The organism is Streptomyces sp. NPDC015171, assembly GCF_043079545.1.
GTDB lineage: Bacteria > Actinomycetota > Actinomycetes > Streptomycetales > Streptomycetaceae > Streptomyces.
This window is the reverse complement of the sequence record NZ_JBIBUO010000009.1, coordinates 203,415-226,108: the sequence shown is the minus strand read 5'-3', so window position 1 is coordinate 226,108 and position 22,694 is coordinate 203,415. Positions and strand designations below refer to the sequence as shown.

20 protein-coding genes are annotated in these 22,694 nt (G+C 71.6%); 4 read left to right on the top strand and 16 right to left on the bottom strand.

What is annotated here, in order from left to right; genetic code table 11:
• Positions 1–124 precede the first annotated feature (124 nt).
• The 9 genes from lepB (ACF073_RS25045) to ACF073_RS25005 all read right to left on the bottom strand — a co-directional run bounded on the left by lepB (ACF073_RS25045) (position 125) and on the right by ACF073_RS25005 (position 6,383).
• Positions 125–1,135 carry a signal peptidase I gene (lepB, locus tag ACF073_RS25045; RefSeq protein WP_392073519.1) on the bottom strand — a complete coding sequence of 337 codons (1,011 nt, stop codon included), beginning with the start codon at positions 1,133–1,135 and terminating at the stop codon, positions 125–127.
• Complete coding sequence (gene lepB / locus ACF073_RS25040; RefSeq protein ID WP_392073517.1) at positions 1,023–2,114, bottom strand: signal peptidase I; 1,092 nt, start codon at positions 2,112–2,114, stop codon at positions 1,023–1,025. Before lepB (ACF073_RS25040) ends, lepB (ACF073_RS25045) begins: the two co-directional genes overlap by 113 nt.
• On the bottom strand, positions 2,107–2,805 hold the full coding sequence (gene lepB / locus ACF073_RS25035; RefSeq protein ID WP_392073515.1) for a signal peptidase I: 699 nt from the start codon (positions 2,803–2,805) through the stop codon (positions 2,107–2,109). Before lepB (ACF073_RS25035) ends, lepB (ACF073_RS25040) begins: the two co-directional genes overlap by 8 nt.
• 45 nt (positions 2,806–2,850) lie before the next feature.
• Positions 2,851–3,201 carry a 50S ribosomal protein L19 gene (rplS, locus tag ACF073_RS25030; RefSeq protein ID WP_392073513.1) on the bottom strand — a complete coding sequence of 117 codons (351 nt, stop codon included), beginning with the start codon at positions 3,199–3,201 and terminating at the stop codon, positions 2,851–2,853.
• A 134-nt stretch (positions 3,202–3,335) separates the two neighbouring features.
• Positions 3,336–4,169 (bottom strand): tRNA (guanosine(37)-N1)-methyltransferase TrmD, encoded by an 834-nt coding sequence (trmD, locus tag ACF073_RS25025; protein ID WP_392073512.1) that lies wholly within the window; start codon positions 4,167–4,169, stop codon positions 3,336–3,338.
• Positions 4,166–4,747: a ribosome maturation factor RimM gene (gene rimM, locus ACF073_RS25020; protein WP_392073510.1), complete on the bottom strand. Its 582-nt coding sequence runs from the start codon at positions 4,745–4,747 to the stop codon at positions 4,166–4,168. The genes trmD and rimM overlap by 4 nt, the downstream gene beginning before the upstream one ends.
• 82 nt (positions 4,748–4,829) lie before the next feature.
• Positions 4,830–5,069: an RNA-binding protein gene (locus ACF073_RS25015; RefSeq protein ID WP_005479813.1), complete on the bottom strand. Its 240-nt coding sequence runs from the start codon at positions 5,067–5,069 to the stop codon at positions 4,830–4,832.
• A 5-nt stretch (positions 5,070–5,074) separates the two neighbouring features.
• Positions 5,075–5,494 (bottom strand): 30S ribosomal protein S16, encoded by a 420-nt coding sequence (rpsP, locus tag ACF073_RS25010; protein WP_388389265.1) that lies wholly within the window; start codon positions 5,492–5,494, stop codon positions 5,075–5,077.
• Between the two features lie 286 nt (positions 5,495–5,780).
• A complete protein-coding gene (locus tag ACF073_RS25005) occupies positions 5,781–6,383 on the bottom strand; it encodes a hypothetical protein (RefSeq protein ID WP_392073508.1) in 603 nt (200 codons plus the stop codon).
• A gap of 520 nt (positions 6,384–6,903) precedes the next feature.
• On the opposite strand from ACF073_RS25005, the gene ACF073_RS25000 reads away from it, so the two are divergent.
• Positions 6,904–7,797 (top strand): class I SAM-dependent methyltransferase, encoded by an 894-nt coding sequence (locus tag ACF073_RS25000; RefSeq protein WP_392073507.1) that lies wholly within the window; start codon positions 6,904–6,906, stop codon positions 7,795–7,797.
• Here ACF073_RS25000 and ftsH read toward each other — a convergent pair.
• The 6 genes from ftsH to ACF073_RS24970 all read right to left on the bottom strand — a co-directional run bounded on the left by ftsH (position 7,794) and on the right by ACF073_RS24970 (position 17,545).
• On the bottom strand, positions 7,794–9,734 hold the full coding sequence (gene ftsH, locus ACF073_RS24995) for an ATP-dependent zinc metalloprotease FtsH (protein ID WP_392073504.1): 1,941 nt from the start codon (positions 9,732–9,734) through the stop codon (positions 7,794–7,796). The two genes, ACF073_RS25000 and ftsH, sit on opposite strands and share 4 nt — an antisense overlap.
• 89 nt (positions 9,735–9,823) lie before the next feature.
• Complete coding sequence (gene ffh / locus ACF073_RS24990; protein WP_392073502.1) at positions 9,824–11,377, bottom strand: signal recognition particle protein; 1,554 nt, start codon at positions 11,375–11,377, stop codon at positions 9,824–9,826.
• Between the two features lie 160 nt (positions 11,378–11,537).
• Entirely contained in the window at positions 11,538–13,991 is a 2,454-nt protein-coding gene (locus tag ACF073_RS24985; protein ID WP_392073500.1) for a [protein-PII] uridylyltransferase, read from the bottom strand.
• Between the two features lie 43 nt (positions 13,992–14,034).
• Positions 14,035–14,373 (bottom strand): P-II family nitrogen regulator, encoded by a 339-nt coding sequence (locus tag ACF073_RS24980; RefSeq protein WP_392073498.1) that lies wholly within the window; start codon positions 14,371–14,373, stop codon positions 14,035–14,037.
• Complete coding sequence (locus ACF073_RS24975; protein ID WP_392073496.1) at positions 14,370–15,710, bottom strand: ammonium transporter; 1,341 nt, start codon at positions 15,708–15,710, stop codon at positions 14,370–14,372. Before ACF073_RS24975 ends, ACF073_RS24980 begins: the two co-directional genes overlap by 4 nt.
• Positions 15,711–16,063: 353 nt before the next feature.
• Complete coding sequence (locus ACF073_RS24970; protein ID WP_392073494.1) at positions 16,064–17,545, bottom strand: hypothetical protein; 1,482 nt, start codon at positions 17,543–17,545, stop codon at positions 16,064–16,066.
• Positions 17,546–18,001: 456 nt separating this feature from the next.
• On the opposite strand from ACF073_RS24970, the gene ACF073_RS24965 reads away from it, so the two are divergent.
• Positions 18,002–18,658, top strand: a complete 657-nt coding sequence (locus ACF073_RS24965) for a bifunctional DNA primase/polymerase (protein ID WP_392073492.1) — start codon at positions 18,002–18,004, stop codon at positions 18,656–18,658.
• A gap of 116 nt (positions 18,659–18,774) precedes the next feature.
• Here the strand turns inward: ACF073_RS24965 and ftsY are convergent, their stop codons facing one another.
• Positions 18,775–19,986, bottom strand: a complete 1,212-nt coding sequence (ftsY, locus tag ACF073_RS24960; RefSeq protein WP_392073491.1) for a signal recognition particle-docking protein FtsY — start codon at positions 19,984–19,986, stop codon at positions 18,775–18,777.
• Between the two features lie 179 nt (positions 19,987–20,165).
• Here ftsY and ACF073_RS24955 point away from each other — a divergent pair, with 179 nt between their 5' ends.
• Positions 20,166–21,614: a cytosine permease gene (locus tag ACF073_RS24955; RefSeq protein WP_392073488.1), complete on the top strand. Its 1,449-nt coding sequence runs from the start codon at positions 20,166–20,168 to the stop codon at positions 21,612–21,614.
• A gap of 55 nt (positions 21,615–21,669) precedes the next feature.
• The gene (locus ACF073_RS24950; protein ID WP_392073486.1) at positions 21,670–22,641 is read left to right on the top strand and encodes an LLM class flavin-dependent oxidoreductase; all 972 of its coding nucleotides are present in this window, start codon (positions 21,670–21,672) and stop codon (positions 22,639–22,641) included.
• Positions 22,642–22,694: the final 53 nt, after the last annotated feature.

Below are 22,694 nucleotides of genomic sequence, written 5' to 3'. Positions count from 1 at the left end.
GCCGGCAGGCTCAGGCAGGGGCGGGCAGCGGCGTACGGCCGCCGCCGGGGCCGTCCTCGACGGACACCCGGCGGTCCGGGGAGAGCGCGTACGTCCGGCGGGCCGGGAGAGAACCGGCCGGGGACTACCTGGGTCCGGCGGTCGTGGTCCCGGCGGCCTCGGACGCCGGGCGGTCCGTGCGCCTGCGGCGCCACAGCGCCACCGGCAGCACCGCGGCGACGGCCAGGCCCTGCGGGGCCACGGTCAGGGACGCGGCGGCCGAGGACTGCTGGTCGAGGCCGGGCTGGTCGAAGGTGTCCGGGACCGGCAGGGTGCCCCAGCGGTTGATCGGCCAGGCCTTGACGATCGCGCGGCCGACGACCTTGTCCACGGGGACCATGCCGTGGTTCTTGTCGGACTGGTTGTAGCGGGAGTCACGGGAGTTCTGGCGGTGGTCGCCCATCACCCAGATGAAGCCCTCGGGGATCTTCACCTTGAACTGTCCGCCCTGGTCGTCCACGCTGCACGGCGTGTTGCCGGGGTAGACGTACGGCTCGTTCAGCGCCTTGCCGTTGACCCGGACCGGGCCGCTGTTCTTGCACTCGACGGTGTCGCCGCCGACGCCGATCACCCGCTTGATGAGGTCCTTCTCCTCCGCCGACGGCATCAGACCGATCCAGCTGAGGACCTTCTGGACCGCGTTCGGGGTCGGAGTCGGCTCGCCCGCCAGCCAGTTGTCCGGGTCATGGAAGACGACGACCTCGCCGCGCTCGGGCTCGGAGCCGAACCAGGGGGTGAGCTTGTCGACCAGGACCCGGTCACCCTGCTGCAGGGTGTTCTGCATCGAGTCGGACGGGATCGAGAACGCCTGCACCAGGAAGGTCTTGATCAGCAGCGCCAGGACCAGCGCGATGCCGATCAGGATCGGCAGCTCCTTCCAGAAGGAGCGCGGCTTCTTCGGCTGCCCCGCCGCCTCGCCCGCGCCCGCACCGGCGGTGCGGGGCCGCTGCTCGCCCTCCGGTGCGCCCTCGTCGCCCGCCGCGTCATTCCCTGAGGTCATGGCGCCGTCCGGTCCTGGAACGTCCGGCTCCACGGGGTGCCCGCGGTGCTCCTCGCCGTCGTGTCCCGACCGTGCGCCAACCGCCACATCCCCCACGCCAACTCCTCACTCTGTGCCGCCGCCCGCTCCGCACACGGCGCAGGCCCACCACTCCCATAACGAGCGGGAGTTCCGCAGGGCTCGGGAGCCGGGTGATTCCGTTCTGATTCTCGGAGGCAACCCTATGCGACCGCTGGGGAGCAGCGGTCGTCCCCGACACCGAGTCGGTGACGCTTGCAAAGGTTTTAGGTTCTTCCAGCCGGGTCCAGTGGCCGAGCGGCCAGCCGATGACCATGGCCCGGCCGACCACCGAGTCCTCGGAGACCGTGCCGCCGTAGGGCGTGTCCTGGTGGGCGCGGGAGTCCGCCGAGTTGTCCCGGTGGTCGCCCATCACCCACAGCCGGCCCTTGGGCACCGTGATGTCGAACGGGGTGGAGGAGGGATGGTTGCCGGGATAGAGGTAGTCGCCTTCGGTGAGCGGTACGCCGTTCACCGTGACCCGGCCCTGCGCGTCACAGCACCTGACGTGGTCGCCACCGACCCCGATGACCCGCTTGATCAGGTCCTTCTCGTTGTCGGACGGCAGCAGCCCGATGAAGGTCATGCCTTCCTTGAACTGCTTGACGACGACGGGGTCGTTCTTCTTGGCGGTCTGCTCGTCCTGGAGCCAGCCGCCCGGGTCGTGGAAGACGACGACGTCCCCGCGCTGCGGCTTGGAGCCGAACCACGGGGTGAACTTGTCGACCAGGACCCGGTCGCCGATCCGGATCGTCTGTTCCATGGAGCCGGACGGGATCACGAACGCCTGGACGAGGAACGTCTTCAGGACGAGCGCTATCAGGACGGCGACACCCACCAGGAGCGGGATCTCACGGACCGCGGAGCGTCTGCGCTTGCGCTTGACCTTGCGCTGGAGCTTGCGGCGTTCCGCGCGCGTGCGACCGCCGCCCGGCGCGGAGGTGCGGCGGGACCCGGTGGGCAGCAGATCGTCCGCGGGGCTGCTGGGCACCCCGCGCGGCTTGCCGCGGTTACCCATGGGCGCCTCCCGCCGGGGCGGGCACGCGCGCGTAGGCGGACGGCCGGGTCAGATGCGTCCAGTGGCGGTACGGCCACACGATCCAGTCGGCCCGGCCGATGACGTCGCCGATCGGGATCATGCCGCCGCCGGGCGAGCCGAGATGGTCGCGGGAGTCGCTGGAGTCGCCCCGGTGGTCACCGAGGACGAACAGGCGGCCGGAGGGCACGACGACGTCGAAGGGCACGCTGGAAGCACTGTCCCCGGGGTAGAGGAACGCCGTCTCGTCGACGGACCGGCCGTTCACCTCGATCCTGCCCTTCTTGTCACAGCACACCACATGGTCTCCGCCCACACCGACCACCCGTTTGATGTAGTCGGCGTCCCCGAAATACCCGGTGCCGTCGAACACAACCACGTCGCCGCGGTCCGGCCGGGCACCGAAACGGTACGCCAACTTATTTACGAGAACGCGGTCGCCGATCCTCAAACCCCGCTCCATGGATCCGCTGGGAATCTGGAACGGCTGCACCACGACCGTGTTGAGGAGCAGCAGGAAGGCAAGACCGGTGAAGAGCGCGAGGGTGATCCGGCCGCCCGGGAGCCAGTCGGCGACCCGGGCCGCCAACGCGAAACGCGACCGGCCCTCCGCACCCGGAGTTCCGGGCTGGGAGGAGCGGTCGCGTTCCGTCGACTGTGCTTCGGTGTCCATCGGGGCCAGATGCTATCCGGCCCCGCTGTGACTCCGGGAAAGCGCTCAGTTCTCGCGCTTCTCCTTGATCTTCGCGGCCTTGCCGCGCAGCTCACGGAGGTAGTACAGCTTGGCGCGGCGCACGGCACCACGGGTGACCAGCTCGATCTTCTCGACGATCGGGGTGTGCACCGGGAAGGTGCGCTCGACGCCGACGGAGAACGAGACCTTGCGGACCGTGAAGGTCTCGCGGACACCGGAGCCCTGGCGGCGGATCACGACGCCCTTGAACTGCTGCACACGGGAGCGGTTGCCCTCGATGACGCGGACGTGCACGTTGACGGTGTCACCCGGGCGGAAGGCCGGGATGTCGGTGCGCAGCGACGCGGAGTCGACGGTGTCGAGCAGGTGAGACATTTCGTCTGCTTTCCTCGCTGATGCCACAGGTCATCAACGGAAACTAGGGGTTCCAAGAGGTCTGCCGCGCGGGTCGGGCGGCGTCGTGTCCCCCTGTGGCAGGGGCGCACGCCGGACGGACGCACAACAGCGACCTATTCTTCCACGGCCCCGGCCCGGCGCCAAAATCGGCCGTACCGCTCGCCCTCCGGGTCCGGTTCCCAGCCGAGGATGGAGAGCATCTCGCGGTCCTTCTTGTCGAAGGCCCTGGGGTCGCAGTGCTCGATCAGGTCGGGCCGGTGGGCCGTGGTGCGGGTGAGGGCCTCGTCGCGGCGCCAGCGGGCGATCTTGCCGTGGTGGCCGCTGAGCAGCACCTCGGGGATGTCCCGGCCGCGCCAGACGGGCGGCTTGGTGTAGACGGGGCCTTCGAGGAGGCTGGCCATCGCGCCGGGCGCGAAGGAGTCGTCGCGGTGGGACTCCGCGTTGCCGAGGACACCGGGCAGCAGCCGGGCCACGGCCTCCGTGACGACGAGTACGGCCGCCTCGCCGCCGGCCAGGACGTAGTCGCCGATGGAGACCTCGTAGACCGGCATCCGGGTCGCGTACTCGTCCGTCACGCGCCGGTCGATGCCCTCGTAGCGGCCCGGTGTGAAGATCAGCCAGGGGCGCTCGGACAGCTCGACGGCCAGCTCCTGGGTGAAGGGGCGGCCGCTGGGCGTGGGGACGACCAGGGCGGGGGCCTGGGCGCCGCTCTCGTAGCCGTCGGCGAGGACCGTGTCCAGGGCGTCGCCCCAGGGGTCGGTCTTCATGACCATGCCGGGGCCGCCGCCGTAGGGCGTGTCGTCCACCGTGTTGTGCCGGTCGTACGTCCACGCGCGCAGGTCGTGCACCTGGACGTCGAGCTGCCCGCGCGCGCGGGCCTTGCCGACGAGGGAGACGTTCAGCGGGTCCAGGTACTCGGGGAAGATCGTGACGACGTCGAGCCTCATGCGCGGTCGTCCCCGGAGTCGTCCCCGGCCGCGTCGGCGGAGTCGTCCCTGGACGAGGCGGTCTCGGCGCGGTCGTCGATCAGGCCGGGCGGCGGGGTGATGACCGCCCGCTGCTCCTCCAGGTCGATCTCGGCGACGATCTCCTCGACGAACGGGATCATCACCTCGCTGCCGTCCGGGCGCTCCACGATGAACAGGTCCTGCGAGGGCAGATGCGAGATCTCGGTGATCCGGCCGACCTCCGTGCCGTCCGCGGTGACCACGTCGAGGTCCATCAGCTGGTGGTCGTAGTACTCGTCCTCGCCCTCGGGGAGTTCCTCGGGGTCGATCTCGGCGATCAGCAGGGTGTTGCGCAGGGCCTCGGCGCCGGTGCGGTCGACGACGCCCTCGAAGCGCAGGAGCAGGCGGCCGCTGTGGACGCGGCCGGTGGCGATGGTGAGCGGCCCGGCGGTGGCCGGCTCGGTGGCCAGGACGGCGCCCGGCGCGAGCCGCAGCTCGGGCTCGTCGGTACGTACCTCGACGGTGACCTCGCCCTTGATGCCGTGGGCGCGGCCGATCCGCGCGACTACCAGCTGCACGTGTACAGATCTCCTGTCATACGACTGCGGGCCGGGGACGGCCCAGTGGCCCTCCCCGGCCCGAGCCGGTTGCGATGAAGCGTCAGCGGACGTGGTCCACGTCGACGAGGTCGACGCGGACACCGCGACCGCCGATGGCGCCCACGACGGTACGCAGGGCACGCGCGGTGCGGCCGTTGCGGCCGATCACCTTGCCGAGGTCGTCGGGGTGGACCCGGACCTCCAGCACACGCCCGCGGCGCAGATCACGCGAGGCGACCTGCACATCGTCAGGGTTGTCGACGATGCCCTTCACGAGGTGCTCAAGCGCCTCTTCGAGCATGCTGCTCAGGCCTCGGTCGACTCGGACTCAGCCGCGGCCTCGTCCTTCTTCTCAGCCTTCTTCTTCTGGGTGATGGCCTCACCCTTGCCCTCGTCGTCACCGCCGAGAGCCTCGAACGACGGGCGGGTCGACTTCGGCTCGGCGACGAGCAGCGGCGCCGGGGCGGGCTCGCCCTTGAACTTCTGCCAGTCGCCGGTCTTCTTCAGGATGGCGAGAACGGGCTCGGTCGGCTGCGCGCCGACACCCAGCCAGTACGCCACACGCTCGGCGTCCACCTCCATGACCGACGGGTTGTAGGTCGGGTGGTACTTGCCGATCTCCTCGATGGCCCGGCCGTCACGGCGGGTACGGGAGTCGGCGACGACGATGCGGTAGTGAGGCGAACGGATCTTGCCCAGACGCTTCAGCTTGATCTTGACTGCCACGGGAGTGGATTCTCCTGGATCTGACGGTGTTGGGCACGGCGAGCTGCCGCGTGGGGTTGCGGTACCCGAGATGCCCGATGGACGCGTCAGCCGGAGGAGAGAGGGGTCCTGTGCGGCTGTCGAGTACAGCTAGCCATTCTGCCATACGCTCCGGACCGCTTCCGTACGGGCCGCCCGGGCATGCCTGCGCGGCACCCGGCGTGGAGGTGAGGTCACGTCGGGTGCGTCGCCCGGTGCGGTGGAGCGGCCGTCCGCGCCGGCCGCGGCTGCCACGAGCAGCCGCGGCCTAGCTCGCCACCGCCCCCACGACCTCCGGGATGCGGAACGGCTTGCCGCAGCCGCCGCACACGATGGGGGCCTGGGCCAGCACCGACGGCACCACCCGGACGTTGCGGCCGCAGTCGCACACCGCCTTGACCCGGACGCCGCCACCGGAGGAACCGTGCCGGGCGGCCGGACCGCGGAAGGTGCGGGAGGTGTCGGCCGAGGTGGCGGCCGTGTGCGCCTTCAGCGCGCGCTGCAGCCGTTCGATCGTCGGGCGGTAGCGCCGCTTCGCCTCGGCGTTCAGCGTGACCAGCGAGAAGCCGCTGCTCGGGTGCGGTTCGTCGGGGTGGTCGAGGCCCAGTTCCTCGGCGATCGCGAGGAAGCGGCGGTTGTGGTAGCGACCGGCCCGGGAGGTGTCCCGGATGCCGCGGGAGGCGGCGATGCCGTGGACTGCCTCATGGAGCAGTCGCTCGAAGGAGAGTTCGTGACCGCACGCGGACGACGACTCCCCGATCAGGGATTCTGGCGCGGCAAGGTCCGGCAGCTCGGGGTGGTACCGCTGAATGTCGGCCCACGCCTGCGCCAGCTCTGCGGCGAGAACAGGTGGTGTCTGTGTCGTGCTCACGTAATGACAACGAGCGGGGGTGCCGCTGTGTTCCTATTCCGGGGCATCCCAAATAATTTGCACGTACCAGTCAGTTGCCACTGATGCGTCCTGACGAGGGCGGGTGCGCAGATCTGCGGAGAAGCGTCACAGTTCTCAACAAGCTGGTGCGTAGTCCGCACTACGGCATGGCCAGGAGCCCGGACGCGACGGTGGCCGACCGCCGCGCAAGAGGGGTTTCGGCCGCTCTCGGCCCGTGGCCCTCACTCCGCTCAGCGTCGCCGGCGCTCGTGACGTTACCGCGCGTCATCCCGCCCCCTGTCACCGGCCCGTCCCCGGGAGCGGACACCGTACGGTCATCCAGATTGCCGGGATGTGAAATCTCGCCACACCCGCGTCCGGGCACCAAGCCGGGGTCCACGACCCCTGGACGGCACCGCGAGCCGGGAGTTACGTGGCATACGTGGGAAGTGCGCGCGCACGGCACGGGGGCCACAACCGGGCGCAGCGGCGAACCGTCGGCGGATTGGGGCGCATACCTATGACACCTACGCTCGTGCGACAGCACGTGTCTCACGCGGACTCCGCACCCCGCGTGGACCCGAGCGCACGCGCGCGTGACTGGTCCGAGATCCAGGAGCGGATGCTCGTACCGCTCTACGAGGCCGTGTACGACCGGCTCGAAGTGGGCCCCGCCACCCGGCTGCTCGGCCTGCGCTGCGGTTCCGGGCTCGCCCTGCTGATGGCGGCTGCCAGAGGAGCCGCGGTCACCGGTGTCGACTCGGTCCCCGAGCGGCTCGCCCTGGCCCGCGAGCGCCTGCTCCCGGGCAAGCCGTCCGGCGGCGCCCACGGCAGCGGCCGGCCCGGCACCCACGCGCGCACGGCGGCGAGACTCGTCGACGGCTCGCCGGCGGACGCGGCCGACGCGGCCGGCGCGGAGACGGACCCGTACACCCTGGTGACCGTCTTCGAGCCGATCGGCGGCCTCGCCGGTGACTCCGAGGGGCTCGGCGAACTGCTCGCCGGGGCGCTGCCGTCGGCCGCGCGCGGGGCCGCGGTGGTGCTGGCCGGCTGGGGGCCGCCGGAGCGCTGCGCCACCTCCTCGGTGCTGCGGGTGGCCGGCAAGCTCGCCGATCCGCTGCGCGGCGGGCGCGGCTGGCGGCCGGCCCGGCGCGACGACCTGGAGGAGGTCGCCGGACGGGCCGGGCTGAAACCGGACGGCTCGGGCCGGGTCGCCTGCCCGTTCGGGTACGCCGGCCCGGACAGCGCCGTACGGGGGCTGCTGTCGACCGGCCTGTTCGACGCGGCGATCGCGGCGACCGACGCCAAGCAGGTCGACAAGGAGCTGACGGAGGCCCTGCACCCGTACCGGCGGCCGGACGGCACCGTGTGGATGCCCAACGTCTTCCGCTATCTCGTGGCGCGCGTGCCCTAGACGTCGGCGTCCTTGGCCAGGCGGGTGATCCCGGCGATCCGGTAGGCGTCCGCCTCCTCCAGCGTCTCCCGCTCCAGCAGGGCCCGCGCGAGCGCGTCCAGCTGCCCCCGGTGGTCGCGGAGTTTGCGGCACGCCTCCTCGTAGCACTCGTCCACGATCCGCCGCATCTCGGCGTCGATGACATCGAGGGTCTGCGGGGCGGCGGCGAGGCCGTAGGCCTGCTGGGCGTCGTTCGGGAGCGCGGAGAGCCGGCCGACCTGCTCGCTCATGCCCCAGCGCGACACCATGCCGCGCGCGATGTTGGTGACCTGCTCCAGGTCGCTCTCGGAGCCGGTGGTGATCACGTCGTAGACCACGTGCTCGGCCGCCATCCCGCCCAGCGCGCCGATGATCCGGCCGCGCAGGTACTCCTCGGTGTACGCGTACTTGTCCGCGTCCGGCGTCGACAGGGTGACCCCCAGGGCCCGGCCGCGCGGCACGATCGTGATCTTGCGGACCGGGTCGGCGCCGGGCTGGAGCATGCCCAGCAGGGCGTGCCCGCTCTCGTGGTACGCGGTGCGCCGGCGCTCCTCCTCCGGCATCACCAGCGGGCGCTCCGCACCGAGCTGGACCTTCTCCAGCGCGTCGGACAGGTCGGAGCGGGTGACCTGCCGCTGCTGCCGCTTGACCGCCAGCAGCGCGGCCTCGTTGGCGAGGTTCGCCAGATCCGCGCCGGTCATGCCCGGGGTCGTACGGGCCACCTGCGCGAGATCGACGTCGTCGGCGAGCGGGATGTCCCGGGTGTGGATCTCCAGGATGGCCTCGCGCCCGTCGCGGTCCGGCGGCGACACCTGGACCACCCGGTCGAAGCGGCCGGGGCGGGTGAGGGCGGGGTCGAGGATGTCGGCGCGGTTGGTCGCCGCGATCACGATGACGCCCTCGGAGCCCGAGAAGCCGTCCATCTCGGTGAGGATCTGGTTCAGCGTCTGCTCGCGCTCGTCGTGCCCGCCGGCCGAGGCGCCGCCTCCGCGTGCCCGCCCGATGGTGTCGATCTCGTCGATGAAGATGATCGACGGCGCGACCTTGCGGGCCTCGGCGAACAGCTCCCGCACCCGGGAGGCGCCGACGCCCACGATCATCTCGATGAACTCGGAGGCCGAGGCGGAGAAGAACGGCACCCCCGCCTCCCCGGCCACCGCCCGCGCCAGCAGCGTCTTTCCGGTGCCGGGCGGTCCCGCGAGCAGCACACCGCGCGGCATCTTGGCGCCCATGCGGCGATAGGCGTCGGGATTCTTCAGGAAGTCGACGACATCGTTCAGCTCGCCCTCGACCTCGTCGATGCCCGCCACGTCGGCGAACGTGGTGCGCTTCTCCCCCGGCACCAGCTCCACCGGTTTCGGCGGCGCCTTGCGGCCGAGCATGCCGCCCGCGCCGCCGAGCCCCGCGCTCATCCGGCGCGCGATGAACACCCACACGGCGATCAGCAGCAGCATCGGGGCCAGTGAGATCAGCAGATTGGCGAGAAAGCTGCGGTGCTGGACGACCGGCTCGGCCGTCACGGTGACCTTGTTCTTGGTCAGGCTCGCCCACAGGTCGTCGGCGGCGAAGGACGGCCGCTCGGTGTTGAACTTGGTGTACTCGCCGCCGCCGTCCGGGTTCTTCCGCTCCTTCTTGAGCTGGCCCTGGATGGAGTCGCCCTTGGCGTAGATCTTGTCGACGTTGCCGTCGCCCACCTGCTTGCTGAACTCGGTGTACGAGATCGTCGGCTCGTTCGCCTGGTCGAAATAGGACAGCACCAGGTTCGCGATCAGGTACACGATCAGCGCGGTGAGGACCAGCCGCCACCAGCCGCCCCGCATCCCGCGCCCGCCGGACGGCTGCTGCGGCGGCTCCTCCGGGGCGCCCTCGGTCCGCCAGGGCTGGTCCGGCGACTTGCGCGGCGGCGCGGGGTTGGTCATATCGGGACGGTACGACAACGGTCCCGTCCCGGCACGCGCAGAGGCGCCCTTCCCGGCGGAAGGACGCCCCGACGACCGTACGGGCCCGGTCAGCCCATGAACTTCTTGAACTCGTCCGGCAGCTCGAAGTCCTCGCCGCCCTGCTGGCCCGGCAGGCCGAAGGCGCCGCCGTTCTGCCCGGCGGCCTCCCGGCGCTGCGCCTCCTCCAGCTCCTGCTGCTTGCGCTTCATCGGGTTGCCGGAGCGCTGCTTGCCCTTGGCCTTCTTCGGCTGCTTCTTGGTGCGGCCGGGGCCGCCGCCCATGCCCGGGATCCCCGGCATGCCCGGCATACCGCCGCCCTGGGCCATCCGGGACATCATCTTGCGGGCGTCGAAGAACCGCTCGACCAGGTTCTTCACGGCGCTGACCTCGACACCCGAACCCTTGGCGATACGGGCGCGGCGGGAGCCGTTGATGATCGTCGGGTCCTGGCGCTCGCCCGGCGTCATCGACTTGATGATCGCGGCGGTGCGGTCGACGTCCCGCTCGTCCAGGTTCTGGATCTGGTCCTTGATCTGCCCCATGCCCGGGAGCATGCCGAGCAGCTTGGAGATGGAGCCCATCTTGCGGACCTGCTCCATCTGGGACAGGAAGTCGTCGAGCGTGAAGTCCTGGCCCTTCTTGGACGCCAGCTTCGAGGCCATCTTGGCGGCCTCTTCCTGGCTGAAGGTCTTCTCCGCCTGCTCGATCAGGGTGAGCAGGTCACCCATGTCGAGGATGCGGGAGGCCATCCGGTCCGGGTGGAACGCGTCGAAGTCGTCCAGCTTCTCGCCGTTCGACGCGAACATGATCGGCTTGCCGGTGATCTGCCGGATGGAGAGCGCGGCACCACCGCGGGCGTCACCGTCGAGCTTGGACAGGACCACGCCGTCGAAGCCGACGCCGTCGCGGAAGGCCTCGGCGGTGTTGACCGCGTCCTGGCCGATCATCGCGTCGACGACGAACAGGATCTCGTCCGGCGAGACCGCGTCCCGGATGTCCGCGGCCTGCTGCATCATCTCGGCGTCGATACCGAGGCGGCCGGCGGTGTCCACGATCACGATGTCGTGGACCTTGGACTTCGCGAACTCGATGGAGTCCTTGGCGACCTTCACCGGGTCGCCGACGCCGTTGCCCGGCTCCGGGGCGTACACGGCGACGCCGGCGCGGTCGGCGACGACGCTCAGCTGGTTCACCGCGTTCGGGCGCTGGAGGTCGCAGGCGACCAGCAGCGGGGAGTGGCCCTGCTCCCGCAGCCAGTGGCCGAGCTTGCCCGCGAGGGTGGTCTTACCGGCACCCTGGAGACCGGCCAGCATGATCACGGTGGGCGGCTGCTTGGCGAACCGCAGGCGCCGGGTCTCGCCGCCGAGGATGGTGACCAGTTCCTCGTTGACGATCTTGAGGACCTGCTGGGCGGGGTTCAGCGCCTTGGAGACCTCGGCACCGAGGGCGCGCTCCTTGAGGTTCTTGATGAAGGCGCGGACCACCGGCAGGGCCACGTCGGCTTCGAGGAGCGCGATGCGGATCTCGCGCGCCGTGGCGTCGATGTCCGCTTCACTCAGCCGGCCCTTCCCGCGGAGGTTTTTGAAAGTCGCGCTGAGGCGGTCGGAGAGAGTATCGAACACGGCGGCTTCGGTCCTCGGAGTCGGGGGCGGTCTGAGCGTCTTCCAGGGTATCTGGCCCGACAAGGGGACGGCCCCCGCCCGCCGTATTCGGCGAGCGGGGGCCTTCCCCGGCCGCTGCGGGGAGCCCGCCCGCACGACCGACGGACACCTGCGCGAGAGGTCACGCCCGCAGCGCTTCCTCCAGCGCCCCCGCCAACGACGCCGCGTCCTCGCCCGGCAGGGGCGCCCCCGCACCCGTCGTGACGTAGAACGCGTCCACCGCGTTGGAGCCGAGCGTGCTCACATGCATGCTCCGCACCCGTACGGCCGCCTTCTCCAGGGCCATCCCGATCCGGTACAGCAGCCCGGGCGCGTCCTGGGCCCGGACCTCGATGACCGTGGCGTGCCGGGAGGCGGCCGGGGCGACCGTCACCCGGGGCGGCGGGGCGGTCCAGCCGCGGCGACGGGGGTAGGCCGCGTCGCGTTCGGCGAGCCGTCCGGCGATGTCCAGGGAGCCGTCCAGGGCGCGCACGAGGTCGGCGCGCAGCCGGGTCGCCTGCGGCAGGGAGCCGTACTCGGCCGCGACCCGCCAGTTGAGCAGGAGGACCGTGCCGTCGCCGCCCACGCCGTCCGGCAGCCGCAGGGCGCGCAGTTCCGCCGTGCGGACGGTGAGGCGGTGCACGGCGAGGACCCCGGCGACCGCGGGGAGCACGGTGGGCTGGTCGGGCACGGCGATGAGCAGCTCGACGCCCAGGGGTTCCGGGTCGCCTGAGCGGTCCTCGTCCGGCACCGGTTCGGTCTGGGCGCGCAGGGCGAGGACCGGGCCGCCGGTGCGGACGGCCTCGACGGAGAGGCGCTCCTGCTCGGCGGTGGGCGCGGCGGGCTCGGGTTCGTCGGGGACGTCTCCGGCGAGGACCGCGGAGACCCGGCGTACCAGGTCGGCGACGAGGGAGCCGCGCCAGGAGGACCAGGCGGCCGGGCCGGTCGCGAGGGCGTCCGCCTCCGTGAGGGCGTGCAGCAGTTCCAGGGTGCCCTGGGTGCCGACCGCGTCGGCGACCGAGCGGACGGTGGCGGGGTCGTCCAGGTCGCGGCGGGTGGCCGTCTCGACGAGCAGCAGGTGGTGGCGGACCAGCAGGGACAGGACGGCGACGTCGGCCCGGTCGAAGCCGATCCGGGCCGCGACGTCCCTCGCGATGATCTCGCCGGCCACCGAGTGGTCGCCCGGCCAGCCCTTGCCGATGTCGTGCAGCAGGGCGCCGACCAGGAGCAGATCGGGGCGGCTGACGCGGCGGGTCAGCTCGGAGGCGCGTACGGCGGTCTCGATCAGATGCCGGTCGACCGTCCAGATGTGGACCGCGTTGCGCTGCGGGCGGCAGCGGACCCGTTCCCAGTCGGGGAGCAGCCGGGTGATCAGGCGCTCGGCCTCCAGGGCCTCCCAGACCTCGACCGTCGGGCGGCCGGAGCCGAGCAGTGTGACCAGTTGCTCGCGGGCCTCGGCGGGCCAGGGGGTGGGCAGGGGGCGCGCGGTGGCGGCCATGCGCCGGACGGCGTGCAGGGAGAGCGGGAGGCCGGCCTGTGCGGCGGCGGCCGCGGCGCGCAGCGGGAGCACGGGGTCGCGTTCGGGGCGTGCGGCGCGGGCCAGCACCACCTCGCCGTCCTGCTCGACCACGCCCTCGGCGAGCGGGGAGCGCTCGGCGCCGGGCTTGCCGCCACCGATCATGGCGCGCAGCCGGGTGCGCACGGCCCGCGAGCGCAGCACGCGCCCCACTTCCCGCCAGGTGACATCGCTGGCGTAGGCGATCACCCGCGCCGCTTCGTACACCTGCCGCAGCAGGGCGTCGGCGTCGAGCAGCCCCAGTTCGGCGGCCACCTGGTCCTGCTCCTGCAGGGCGAGCCGGTCGGTGGCGCGGCCGGTGGACAGGTGGAGGGCGTCGCGTACGTCGAGGAGCCGGCGGCGGGCGTCGTCCAGGCCCTCGCGCGGGGCGTCGGCGAGCCAGGAGGCGGCGACGGCGCGCAGGGCGGTGGCGTCCCGGAGGCCGCCCCGGGCCTCCTTGAGGTCGGGCTCCAGGAGGTACTGCAGCTCGCCCTGGCGGGCGCCGCGCTCGGCGCACAGCTCGCGGAGTTCCGGCAGGCGGGCGGGGGCCTGGTTGCGCCAGTCGGCGAGGGCGGCGGTGCGCAGGCCGGCGCTGAGGCCGGCGTCGCCGGCGAGATGGCGGGCGTCCAGCAGGCCGAGGTGCACCTTCAGGTCGTCGCCGGCCGTCTTGCGGGCCTCCGCGGGGGTGCGGACGGAGTGGTCGAGGGAGAGGCCGAGGTCCCAGACGGGGTACCAGAGCCGGTCGGCGAGGGCGGCGACCGCAGCGGGGTCCAGGCCGTCGTGCAGCAGGACGAGGTCGAGGTCGCTGCGCGGGGAGAGTTCCCCGCGGCCGTAGCCGCCGACGGCGACGAGCGAGACGCCGGGCAGCGTGCCGGCCGCCGCGGTGAAGAGCCGGGCGAGCCAGTCGTCGGTCAGTCCGGCCAGCGCGGAACGGCGCGGCGGCCCGGACCGCGCCCCCTCGGTGAGGAGGCGCAGCCGGGCCGCCGCGTAGCCGCCGGACCCCGGGTCTTCCGTCTCTTCGCGCACATCCGTACCCGTCACCCAGCGACTCCTGTTCTCGTTCCCCCGACCGGATTCCCCCGTGTCAGAGCGCGTCGGGCCCGCGTTCGCCGGTGCGCACCCGTACCGCCGCCTCGACCGGCAGCGACCAGACCTTGCCGTCCCCGATCTTGCCGGTGCGGGCGGCCTTGACGATGACCTCGATCAGCGCCTCGGCGTCCTCGTCCTCCGCCAGCACCTCGATGCGGATCTTGGGGACGAGGTCGACGGTGTACTCGGCACCGCGGTAGACCTCGGTGTGGCCCCGCTGCCTGCCGTAGCCGCTGGCCTCGGTGACCGTGAGCCCGTGGACGCCGAAGGCCTGGAGGGCCTCCTTGATCTCGTCGAGCCGGTGGGGCTTCACGACGGCGGTGATGAGCTTCATGCGTCCACCTTCTTGTTCTGCGCTGCGGCCAGGGCCGAGGCGGCCACGGACCCGGTGACCCCGCCGCCGGCACCGCTGAAGTCGTACGCGGTCTCGGCGTGCTCGGCCTGGTCGATGCCGGAGACCTCCTCGTCCTCGGTGACCCGCATGCCCAGGGTCTTGTCGAGCAGGAAGGCGAGGACGGCGGAGACGACCAGGGAGTAGGCGAGGACCGCGAAGACTCCGGCGCACTGCTTCCACAGCTGGTCGAAGGAGTGGTCGCCGTAGAAGACGCCGGTGGCGGCGGACTGGCCCTTGCCGGTGGCGAAGAAGCCGATGAGCAGGGAGCCGATGATGCCGCCGACCATGTGGACGCCGACGACGTCGAGGGAGTCGTCGAAGCCGAACCTGAACTTCAGGCCGACGGCCGCGGCGCAGGCGACACCGGCGACGGCGCCGACGGCGATCGCGCCGAGCGGGGAGACCGCGCCGCCGGACGGGGTGATGGCGACGAGACCGGCGACCGCGCCGGAGGCGGCGCCGAGGGTGGTGAACGCGCCGTGCCTGATCTTCTCGTAGGCGAGCCAGGCCAGCATGGCGGCGGCGGTGGCGACCTGCGTGTTGACGAACATCAGCGCGCCCACGCCGTCGTCGTTGCCGAGCCAGGAGCCGGCGTTGAAGCCGAACCAGCCGAACCAGAGCAGACCGGCGCCGAGCATGACCAGCGGGAGGCTGTGCGGGCGCATCGGGTCCCGCTTGAAGCCGACGCGCTTGCCGATGACGAGGATGACACCGAGCGCTGCCGCACCGGCGTTGATGTGGACCGCCGTACCGCCCGCGAAGTCGATCACGCCGAGCTTGTAGGCCCACCCGTCGGCGCCCCAGACCCAGTGCGCGACCGGTACGTAGACGATCGTGACCCACAGGGCGACGAAGAGCGCCCAAGCCGAGAACTTGACCCGGTCCGCGAGCGCGCCGCTTATCAGGGCCGGGGTGATGATCGCGAACATCAGCTGGAAGACCATGAAGACGAAGACCGGGATGGTGTAGCCGTCCCAGAGTTCCGTCAGGCCGATGTTGCTGAGGCCGATCCAGTCGGCGTTCCAGCCGAGCAGGCTGTTGCCCGTGCCGAAGGCGAGGGAGAAGCCGTAGATCACCCACAGGATGGTGACGATCCCGAGGCTGATGAAGCTCATCATCAGCATGTTCAGGGTGCTCTTGACGCGGACCATGCCTCCGTAGAAGAAGGCCAGGCCCGGGGTCATGAGCATCACCAGGGCAGAACAGATCAGCATGAAGCCTGTATTGGCGGACGACAGCTTGGGTGCGTCCGCCGCAAGCATGATGGCTGGTGCCATCGGCGTCTCCTCGTCGGTTGGTACGGCCCCGTGCGGGCGGTGCCTGAGCGATCCGGTCGATGTGAGGGGTGGGCCGGTTATGCGCCATGAGACTGGCGCAGCGCGGTTTCGGCGGAAGCCCCTCGTTGTTTCGCCGGGGTGACGAAGGCGCCCTGTGTGTTACGCGTCGATGAAGTGCGAGATGTCCGGCCGCGCGATCGTTATCGTGGCGCAACCTTCTCCTGCGCGTCCCCGTAGGGACACCGCGCGGACACGGACCGGCCGCGACCGGCCTTCCGATGACCTGGCATGGGGGAGCCGAGTCGGGCAGTTCGGGAGGACCGGCCGCGGCCGGGGCATGGGGTGCTCGCGGGTCAGACCGCCTCGGCGGCCTCCGGCAGGTCGATGGCGAGCTGGTCGCTGAGGTCGATCACGGCGGCGAGGTCGCCGAAGTCGCGCACGGCCGTGTCGACCGTCTTTCGGATACGAGTGTTCACACGTTCGGAGCGGACCTTCTTGGCGATCCCCATGGCCTGAGTGGCGTACTCGGTGCTGTGCTCGGGCTCGCGCTGGAGCAGATGCACGGTGGCCATGCCGATCAGATTGAGCGCGTACGACCGCTGGTGCTCGGAGTCCTTGGCGAACAGTTCCACCGCCCGCTGCATGAGCGGCTCGGCGAGGGAGGCGTAGGTGGGGCTGCGCCCGGCGACGTAGGCGAGGTCCCGGAAGGAGTGGGAGTTCTCGCCGTACAGCTCGGCCTCGGAGAAGAAGCGGATCCAGTCCGGGTCCGGCTCGTCCCACTCGTCGGCGTCGGCGAAGGTGTCCTCGGCCATGCGGACCGCGCGCTTGGTCTTGCCCGGCTGGCCCATGTTGGCGTAGGCCCTGGCCTCCATCGCATACAGCATGGCCTGGGTGCGCGGGCTCGCGCAGTCGCGGCTGCCGTACTGGGCGAGGTGGATCAGCTCCAGGGCGTCCTCGGGCCGGCCGAGGTGGATCATCTGGCGGCTCATGCTGGAGAGGATGTAGGAGCCGAGCGGCTTGTCCCCGGCCTCCTTGGCCGCGTGCAGGGCGAGCACGAAGTACTTCTGCGCGGTGGGCTGGAGGCCGACGTCGTACGACATCCAGCCGGCCAGCTCGGCCAGCTCGGCGGCGACCTGGAAGAGCTTGCGGGTGGTGGCCGCCGGCTGGGGTTCCTGGAGCAGGTCGGTGACCTCGTGCAGCTGCCCGACGACCGCCTTGCGGCGCAGGCCGCCGCCGCACTGGGCGTCCCACTGGCGGAACATCTGCGTGGTGGACTCCAGCAGGTCGAGCTCGGGCTTGGAGAGCCGGCCCGGCCTGCGCGGGTCGAGGAGCGCGGGTTCGGGCTCGGGCGGGACCGGGGCGGTGGGCGTGGGCACGAGCCAGCGCTGCATGGGCTCGATGAGGGAGGGACCGGCGGACAGGGCGAGCGAGGTGCCGAGGAAGCCGCGCCGGGCGAGCATCAGATCGCTGCGGGAGAACTCGCCGAGCAGGGCGACGGTCTGCGGGCCCGTCCACGGCAGGTCGACACCGGAGGCGGCCGGCGACTGGCGGGCGGCGCGCAGGCCGAGATCCTCGATGGAGACCACACAGCCGAAGCGCTCGGAGAACAGCTCCGAGAGGATCCGCGGGATCGGCTCGCGCGGGTTCTCCCCGTCCAGCCAGCGGCGCACCCGCGAGGTGTCGGTGGAGATGTGGTTGGTGCCTAACTGGCGTGCCCGGCGGTTCACCTGGCGGGCCAGCTCGCCCTTGGACCAGCCGCTGCGCACGAACCATGAACCGAGCAGCTCGTTGGGGCGCTTGTCAGCGTTCGCCCCGCCACCGCCGTTGCCGCTCACTGGAACGCCCCCATCCCTGAGACCACTTGCCGCCTGATGCGCCAAGCCCTATCAGAATGCCGGTAAATACGGGCTCCCGTCCTCTGGTTCTCACCCTTCGAACGAGTTGACGACTTGCCTCCGGCATACCCACGAGTGCTGTGCCCCCGGGACTCGCACACTCACAGTAATCCTACGATCACCCGTCCAGCCACGGGGATCCCTGAAACGCCACCATTCGCCACCCCTTCGAATGAACTCACGTTCAGCCCCACGCGATTCACTTGACATAGGACGAACGGGAGTGGGCGGAGTGGTGCACGCGGGGGCGCACAGCCCCCGATACGCCACCCGGTGCGCTACAAGGCGCTGCCTTGACCCTTCGGCGGATCGGGCAGTCGGAGCCGTAGCGTTACGTTCCGCTTCCGTCTCGTTCCGTGTCGTAACCACCGGCGCGCAGGACCCGTTGGAGGGGGCATGGGCTTCACGATCGGCGGCATCCGCGAGATCCGCACCGGCACACGTCGGCGCGGACGTTCCGCGGAGTGCACCGCCGTCGCCGAGTTCACCGGCCTGTGGGGCTGGGACGTGGTGCCGGGGGCGCGGGCCGCCGCGGGCGTCTGCTCGTGCGGACGGTCCGACTGTACGGCGCCGGGCGCGCATCCGCTGGGCTTCGCGCCGCCGGTGCCGGCCGGGGCCACGCTGGACGAGGCGACCAAGGCGTGGTCGGAGTTCCCCGGCGCCTCGGTGATGCTGCCGGTCGGCCAGGCGTTCGACGTCATCGAGGTCTCGGAGCCGGCCGGCCGCCGCGCCCTGGTCCGCCTGGAGCGCATGGGCCTGCCCCTCGGTCCCGTCACCGCCACCCCGGACGGCCGTGCGCACTTCTTCGTCGCGCCCGGCGCCGCCGCCGCTCTCCCCCGGCTGCTGTACCGCCTGGGCTGGGACGATCCGGCCGCGCTCGACCTGCGCGGCCTCGGCCCCGGCACGCACATCACCGCGCCGCCCTCCGACCGGGGCGGCCTCGGCCCGGTGCGCTGGCTGCGTCCGCCCGCGCTGGACTCCGCGACCCGCCCCCCGGCGGCCCGGCTGCTGCTGGGCACGCTGGCGTACGTCGCCCATCGCTCGCGCACCTGAGCGCCGCCGGAAAAAGGCGAAGCGCCCGTCCCCGACTGCACCTCGGGGGCGGGCGCTTCTCGCGCGGAGCCGGGGACGTTCCCCGGTCCGTGCCGCCTGCGGAGTTCCGCGGGCGGTCAGTCGCCGATCAGGGCGTCCACGAACGCCTCCGGCTCGAACGGGGCGAGATCGTCCGCGCCCTCGCCGAGCCCGACCAGCTTGACCGGCACGCCCAGCTCGCGCTGGACCGCGACCACGATGCCGCCCTTGGCCGTGCCGTCCAGCTTGGTCAGCACGATGCCGGTGATGTCCACGACCTCGGCGAAGACCCGGGCCTGCACCAGACCGTTCTGGCCGGTGGTGGCGTCCAGCACGAGCAGCACCTCGTCCAGCGGCGCGTGCTTCTCCACGACCCGCTTGACCTTGCCCAGCTCGTCCATGAGGCCGGTCTTGGTGTGCAGACGCCCCGCGGTGTCGATGAGGACCACGTCGACCCCCATCTCCTTGCCCTCCTTGACCGCGTCGAAGGCGACGGAGGCGGGGTCGCCGGCCTCGGGGCCGCGCACGGTGTAGGCGCCGACGCGCTCGCCCCAGGTCTGGAGCTGGTCGGCGGCGGCGGCCCGGAAGGTGTCGGCGGCGCCGAGGACGACCGTACGGCCGTCGGCCACCAGGACGCGGGCGAGCTTGCCGGTCGTGGTGGTCTTGCCGGTGCCGTTGACGCCGACGACCATCACGATGCCGGGCTTGCGGTCCTCGGGCTCGGTCCGGACCGTGCGGTCCACATCGGTGCCGATCAGCTTGAGGAGTTCCTCGCGGAGCAGGCCGCGCAGTTCCTCGGGGGTGCGGGTGCCGAGGACCCTGACGCGCTCGCGCAGGCTGTCGACCAGCTCCTGGGTGGGCTGGACGCCGACGTCGGCGGTGAGCAGCGTGTCCTCGATCTCCTCCCAGGTGTCCTCGTCGAGGTGCTCGCGGGAGAGCAGCGTGAGCAGGCCCTTGCCCAGGGCGTTCTGCGAGCGGGACAGGCGGGCGCGCAGGCGGATGAGGCGGCCTGCGGTGGGCTCCGGGATCTCGAGTTCGGGAGCCTCGGTCTCAGGGACGGTGGGGGGCTCCTCCACGGCGGCCGGTGCCGAGCCGCCGGGGAGGTCCACCTCCTCGATCGTCCGGCGCGGTTCGTCGCGTGGCGTCTCCGCCTCGTCGCCGACGTGCGGCTCGGCGGGGGGCGCGGTGATGTCGGGCGTCTTCGGGGGCGGCGGGGGCAGCGGCTTCCGGCGCCGGCTGCCCACGATCAGCCCGCCGAGCGCGCCGAGCACGACCACGGCGATGACTACAGCAAGGATGACGGTTTCCATAACTCGACCAGTATCGGCCATGGGTCACGCCGGGCCAGGGTTGCCGAGGCTTGTGGCTTTCTCCAAGAGACAAACACCCTGTAAGGTACGGAGTCGGATCAAAGTACAATAGTTGAGATCCAGTTGACGCGCGTAGAGTCGCTACGTTCCCTTCCCCCCACCCCTAGGCACCCTTTCCCATGAGCAAAACCGTCGAGACCGAAGGCGCTCTCGAGACCCGCGGCATCGAGCAGGTGCCCGACCACGAGCGCACCGCGAAGACCCGCGAGCTGTTCCCCACCTGGGTCGGCGCCAACATCAGCGTGCTGCTGCTGACCATGGGCGCGAGCCTGGTCGTGGCGTACCACCTGAACATCTGGCAGGCGCTGATCGTCGCGGTGTCCGCGCCCATCGTGTCGTACGGCCTCGTCGGCCTGATCGGCATCGCGGGCAAGCGGGGCGGCGCCCCCGGCATGGCGCTGTCGCGGGCGGTCTTCGGACAGCGCGGCAACCTGCTGCCCGGTTCGCTGATCTGGGTCGCCCGCTGGGGCTGGGAGACGATCAACGCGGTCACCGGCGCGTACGCGATGCTCACCATCCTGGACATCCTGTTCGGCCTCAAGGCCAACAGCGTGCTGGACATGGTGATGCTGCTGCTGTTCGTCGTCGCGACCTTCGCGATCTCCGGGCTCGGCATCAACGCCGTGCAGAAGTGCAACAAGTACGCGGCCTACCTCTTCGGCGTCTTCTCGGTGCTGGTCCTCGGCTACCTGGTGGCCAACACCGACTGGTCGAAGGTGATGGACCACAGCGCCGGCTCCACGGCCGCGGTGATCACCGGTGTCGGCATGATCGCGGCCGGCGGCGTCAGCTGGATCCCGTCGGCGCCGGACTTCACCCGCTACCTGCCGCGCACGGCGTCCTCGAAGGCGATCGTGGGCACGGCGGTGGGCGGCGCCGGTGTGGTCGTCCTGCCCATGGTGCTGATGGGCGCGGTGATGGCGGTCTCCACGCCGGACCTGGCCTCGGCGACCGACCCGGTCTCCTTCCTCGGCGAGATCCTGCCGACCTGGATCGCGGTGCCCTACCTGTTCATCGCGCTGATCGGCATGCTGCTGATCAACTCGATGTCGATGTACTCGGCGGGCTTCACCGCGCAGACCCTGGGCTTCAAGGTGCCGCGGCACTGGGCGGTCTCGGTCAACGCCGTGATCTCGCTGATCTTCGGCGGCGTGCTGATGCTGGTGGCGACGAGCTTCCTCGGCTCCTTCATCGCCTTCCTCTCGCTGCTGGCGGTCGCCTTCTCCGCATGGGTCGGCGTGTTCGGCGCGGACATGCTGCGCCGCACGGAGTACGACGGGCGGGCGATGGCCGACACCACCCGCACCAGCGCCTACTGGTACCGGGGCGGCTTCGCCCCCGCGGCCGTGGCGTCCTGGGCGGTCGGCCTGGTGTCGGGCCTGATGTTCACCACCTCCGACTGGTTCACGGGACCGCTCGCGAAGAACAACGTGATCGGCGAGTACGGCCTCGGCTGGGTCGCGACCATCGTGATCTCGGGTGCGCTGTACCTGGTGCTGCCGAAGCCGGCGGTGGAGCGCCCGGCGGCCGGGCAGGCCGCGGAAGAGCGCGACACCCTGGCTGTCTGACGCATCGTCAGCTAACGTCCCCCTCCACCGAGTCCTACCGGAGGGGGACGTTCGCATGCCCGTCACCGTCGTACGCTTCAACCTCGTGGCGCCCGGCGCCGCCCCCGCCGCCCTCTCCGCCCGCTACCGGGCCGCGCTGGAGATGGCCAGGTACGCGGACGAGCACGGGATCAGCACCGTGCAGACCGAGGAGCACCACGGCGCCGAGAACAACTGGCTGCCGTCGCCGTTCGCCTTCGCGGGCGCGGTCTTCGGCGCGACCCGGGACATCGCGGTGACGGTGTCGGCCGTGATCGGCCCGCTGCACGACCCGCTGCGCCTGGCCGAGGAGATCGCGGTGCTCGACCTGCTGAGCGCCGGACGGCTGGTCACCGTGGCCGGGATCGGGTACCGGCCCGAGGAGTACGCCCTGTTCGGCGTGGACTGGAAGCGGCGGGGCCGGCTCCAGGACGAGCTGCTGGAGACCCTGCTGAACGCGTGGACCGGCGAGGAGTTCGACTACCGGGGCCGCACGGTACGGCTCACCCCGCGCCCGTACACCGATCCGCATCCCCTGCTGCTGGTGGGCGGCTCCTCCCGGGCCGCCGCCCGCCGGGCCGCCCGGCTCGGGCTGCCGTTCTTCCCGAGCGCGCATCTGCCGGAGCTCGAGGCGTACTACAAGGAGAAGCTCACCGAGTACGGCACCGAGGGCTGGACGATGATGCCGGCCGCCGAGACCCCGCTGCTCCACGTCGCCGAGGACCCGGACCGGGCGTGGGCCGTCTACGGCGAGCACTTCCTGCACGAGGCGCGGACGTACGCCTCCTGGCAGTCCGGGGACATCACCTCGGCGGTGCGGTCGGCGGCGACGACCGTGGACGGGCTGCGCGCGGAGGGCGTCTACCGGATCCTCACCCCGGAGCAGTGCGTGGCGCTGGGTCTCGACTCGCTCGTCCTGCACCCGCTGGCGGGCGGGATGCCGGTGGAGGAGGGGTGGCGGAGCCTCAGGCTGTTCGCGGAGCGGGTGGTGCCGGAGCTGGCGGGCTGAGCGGGAGGCCGTCGCCCCCGCCGGAGCGCGGCTTCCGGTCCGGCGCCGGCGCG

Bases quoted from the DNA above. Each gene is read 5' to 3' on its own strand.
- lepB (WP_392073517.1), bottom strand. From the start codon at position 2,114: ATGGGTAACCGCGGCAAGCCGCGCGGGGTGCCCAGCAGCCCCGCGGAC.
- lepB (WP_392073515.1), bottom strand. From the start codon at position 2,805: ATGGACACCGAAGCACAGTCGACGGAACGCGACCGCTCCTCCCAGCCC.
- rplS (WP_392073513.1), bottom strand. From the start codon at position 3,201: ATGTCTCACCTGCTCGACACCGTCGACTCCGCGTCGCTGCGCACCGAC.
- trmD (WP_392073512.1), bottom strand. From the start codon at position 4,169: ATGAGGCTCGACGTCGTCACGATCTTCCCCGAGTACCTGGACCCGCTG.
- ACF073_RS25015 (WP_005479813.1), bottom strand. From the start codon at position 5,069: ATGCTCGAAGAGGCGCTTGAGCACCTCGTGAAGGGCATCGTCGACAAC.
- ACF073_RS25000 (WP_392073507.1), top strand. From the start codon at position 6,904: ATGACACCTACGCTCGTGCGACAGCACGTGTCTCACGCGGACTCCGCA.
- ftsH (WP_392073504.1), bottom strand. From the start codon at position 9,734: ATGACCAACCCCGCGCCGCCGCGCAAGTCGCCGGACCAGCCCTGGCGG.
- ACF073_RS24980 (WP_392073498.1), bottom strand. From the start codon at position 14,373: ATGAAGCTCATCACCGCCGTCGTGAAGCCCCACCGGCTCGACGAGATC.
- ACF073_RS24975 (WP_392073496.1), bottom strand. From the start codon at position 15,710: ATGGCACCAGCCATCATGCTTGCGGCGGACGCACCCAAGCTGTCGTCC.
- ACF073_RS24965 (WP_392073492.1), top strand. From the start codon at position 18,002: ATGGGCTTCACGATCGGCGGCATCCGCGAGATCCGCACCGGCACACGT.
- ftsY (WP_392073491.1), bottom strand. From the start codon at position 19,986: ATGGAAACCGTCATCCTTGCTGTAGTCATCGCCGTGGTCGTGCTCGGC.
- ACF073_RS24955 (WP_392073488.1), top strand. From the start codon at position 20,166: ATGAGCAAAACCGTCGAGACCGAAGGCGCTCTCGAGACCCGCGGCATC.
- ACF073_RS24950 (WP_392073486.1), top strand. From the start codon at position 21,670: ATGCCCGTCACCGTCGTACGCTTCAACCTCGTGGCGCCCGGCGCCGCC.